Genomic DNA, 3,339 nt, shown 5'->3' with positions numbered 1-3,339 from the left:
TGCCCGCGCACGGCGTCGACGGCGCCGCGCAGCATCCCGCTCCAATCCGTCGACCGGGATTCGTCGCGCGAGCGCGATCCGCCGGCCGAGTGGCCGTTGCGCCCTGAGGAGGCATTCTTCTCCAGCGCTTCGGAGGCCATTCCGATCAATCGGGAGAGCTTTCCCATGAGTGGTCCCTTTCGTGGTGCGGACCACCGGGGATCCACGACGTCGGGACGACGGCAGGGTTCACTCAGCAGCCCGCGATGCGGGTGCCAAGGTCTCCTCCACCCTCACGGGCCGGCGGGCCGGAGCACGATCTCGAGCTCGTAATGACGACTTCGCCGCATTTGGGAGTACTCCCCTTGCCCGCGAGACGATACCGACCGCACCTATGCGTCGCCTCGGAACGACCCGCCACGACGACGATCGGCCCCGGCGCAGTGCGCTCGGGGCCGATCGTCGTCGTGCAGAAGGTGTTACTTCGCCGCTGCTTCCGCCGTCTCGGGAGTCTTCTCCGCGACGGGCTTCTTCGCAGCCGGCTTCTTGGCAGCAGGCTTCTTCGCGGCGGGCTTCTTTTCCGCCGGAGCGGCCTTCTCCGCCGGAGCGGCCTTCTCCGCCGGGGCGGCCTTCGCCGGAGCATCAGCCACGGGCGCAGCGGGAGCGGCCGGGCGCGGACGCGCGGCGAACTCCTCGAAGACGTAGCGCGGGTTCTGCACCGTCTCGAGGTTCACGAGATCGCGGCCGAGCCACAGGTTGTTCCACCAGCCCCACAGCACGCGCCACTTGCGCTCCCACGTCGGCATCGCGAGACCGTGGTAACCGCGGTGCGCGAGCCAGGCGATGAAGCCCTTGAGCGCGATCTTGCCGGACTGGAAGACGCCGTTGTACAGGCCGAGACCTGCGACAGCGCCGAGGTTCTTGTGGAAGTAGTCCTTGGGCTTCTCGCCCCGGAGCACGGCCACGAGGTTCTTCGCGAGGAGCTTCGCCTGGCGGACCGCGTGCTGGGCGTTCGGCACGCAGAAGCCTCCGACGCCACCACCCGAGAGATCGGGGACAGCGGAGACGTCTCCGGCTGCCCATGCACCCTCGACGAAGGCCTCGGGTGTGCCGACGCGCAGATCGGCGCGGGTCTGGATGCGACCGCGCTCCTCGACCGGCAGATCTCCGCCGCGCACGACGGTCGGGTTGGCCATGACGCCGGCTGTCCACACGATGACGTCGGTCGGGATGACCTCGCCGGTGGAGAGCTCGACGTTGCCGTCGACCGCACTGGTGAGCTGCGTGTCGAGGTGCACGTTCGCGCCGCGCTTGGCGAGGTCCTTGAGCACCCACTCGCTCGTCTGCAGCGAGACCTCGGGCATGATGCGGCCCATCGCCTCGATGAGGTGGAAGTGCGTGTCCTCGAAGCTGATCTGCGGGTACTTGCCGACCAGCGCGGACGCCAGCGAGCGGAGTTCGGCGAACACCTCGATGCCGGCGAAGCCACCACCGACGACCACGACGGTCAACAGACGGTCGCGCTCGGGACCGGCGGGGAGCGAGGCGGCCTTGTCGAAGTTCGACATGACCTTGTCGCGGATCGCGACGGCCTCTTCGATCGTCTTCAGTCCGATCGCGTTGTCGGCGATGCCGGGGATCGGGAAGGTGCGCGAGACGGCGCCCGCCGTGACGACGATCTGGTCGTATGCGAACTCGTACGGCTCTCCCAGCGGCGGCGTGATGGTCGCGACCTTCTGGGCGTGGTTGATGTTGGTCGCCTTGGCGGTGAGCACGTTGGTGCGCTTGAGGTGACGGCGGTGCGCGACCACCGAGTGACGGGCCTCGATGGAGCCCGCGGCGACCTCGGGGAGGAACGGCTGGTACGTCATGTACGGCAGCGGGTCGACCATGGTCACGTCGGCTTCGCCCTTGCGCAGGTGCTTCTCGAGCTTCCACGCGGTGTAGAAACCCGCGTACCCTCCGCCGACGATCAGGATCTTGGGCACAGTGCTGTTCTGAGGCACAGAAGAACTACTCCTCGGAGTCGGGGGTGTGGCGTACGGAAATGCGCGCCGATCGGATGCGCCGGGCAGCAGCGGTGACGCCAAGCGCTATCAGGATACCAGGGACTGTGAGCGCAATGAGCGGCAGGGTACCGTAGCGCAATGAATCCGCGCTGGGAAGCAGCGGTGAGCCGGGATCGGTGGGTGCGTCGGCCGCCGGCAGAGGCGGGATGTCTACCGGCGTGACGGGCGCGGCCGTCTCGGGCTCCGTCTGTGCACGGCGGAAGACGCGGATCCACTCGGCGAGATCCCCCATCGGGTTCTCGCTCACCGCCGGAAGGTTCGCGGAGATCGCGGCAGCGGCGTCGACCAGCCCATACCCGTACAGCGGGTCCTGCGGTTTGACCGCGTCGGGGACGGGGATGGCGGTCTTGATGATGCGGTTGATCACGTCGATCGCCTTGATCTCGGGGTGCGCCGAGCGGATCAGGGCAGCGACCCCTGCGACGATCGGGGCTGCGCCGCTCGTGCCGCGCCACGGCGTGACGGTCCCGTCGGCGGAGACTCCGATGAGTCCTTCGCTGGGCGCGGAGATGCCGATCGTGATGCCCTGTGTCGAGGCCTCGATGCTGGCCGTGCCGGTCTGGTCGACGCCGCCGACCGTCAGCACCCCGGGGATGGTCGCGGGAGCACCGATGATGTTCGTGCCGCTCCCCCTGTTCCCCGCCGCGACGACCACCACGACGTCGTGCTGGAACGCGTAGAGGAATGCCTCATCCCAGCTCTCATCCCAATCGAGCGTGTTCGTGGTGAAGGAGAGGTTGATGATGTCGGCGCCGTTGTCGACGGCCCACTTCATGCCCTTCGCGACCTGCTCCGTGAACGGCACGGCCGCGGCGGCGCCGAATCCGACGGAGATCGAGAGCAGGTTCGCCTCCGGAGCGACGCCGATCATCCCGGTGCCGTCGGGAGCGCCTCGTCCGGCCGCGAGCGACGCCACCCAGGATCCGTGATTGCCGTCGACGGCACCCAGAGGGGTGCGGCCATCCGGCGTTCCGGTTCCCGATACGTCGGTTCCGCCGACCACGGCGTCGCCGAAGACGGAGGGCACCTTGGCGATACCCGTGTCGATCACGGCGATCGTCACGCCCTCGCCACGTGTGGTCTGCCAGGCTTCGCGGATACGCGCGCCGTCGAGCCAGTACTCCGAGGCCCGGACCGGGTCGGCCGGGTCGTCCGGGACCGGTGGCGGGGTGGCCGTGGCCCCGATGAGCAGCACGGAAGCTGCGACCACCACGATGGCGGCAGCGCTGCGCAGCGTCCGGCGCACGGTCATGCCGTGGAGGCCGCCGCGTCGCGGGTGGCAGCGCCGGGG

The 3,339-nt window shown here is 68.9% G+C and carries 2 protein-coding genes; both read right to left on the bottom strand.

Features of this window, described 5'->3' with window-relative positions:
* Positions 1–458: 458 nt before the first annotated feature.
* Complete coding sequence (locus DSP71_RS14960; RefSeq protein WP_113681480.1) at positions 459–1,967, bottom strand: NAD(P)/FAD-dependent oxidoreductase; 1,509 nt, start codon at positions 1,965–1,967, stop codon at positions 459–461.
* A gap of 25 nt (positions 1,968–1,992) precedes the next feature.
* Positions 1,993–3,300 carry a S8 family serine peptidase gene (locus DSP71_RS14955; RefSeq protein ID WP_046749637.1) on the bottom strand — a complete coding sequence of 436 codons (1,308 nt, stop codon included), beginning with the start codon at positions 3,298–3,300 and terminating at the stop codon, positions 1,993–1,995.
* Positions 3,301–3,339: the final 39 nt, after the last annotated feature.

The sequence above is a fragment of the Microbacterium sp. H6 genome (assembly GCF_003314775.1).
GTDB lineage: Bacteria > Actinomycetota > Actinomycetes > Actinomycetales > Microbacteriaceae > Microbacterium > Microbacterium oxydans.
Note: the sequence above shows the minus strand (reverse complement) of the source record. Positions and strands in the feature narration are given on the sequence as shown.

Coding starts and splice junctions, on each gene's coding strand:
- DSP71_RS14955 (WP_046749637.1), bottom strand. CDS start 3,300: ATGACCGTGCGCCGGACGCTGCGCAGCGCTGCCGCCATCGTGGTGGTC.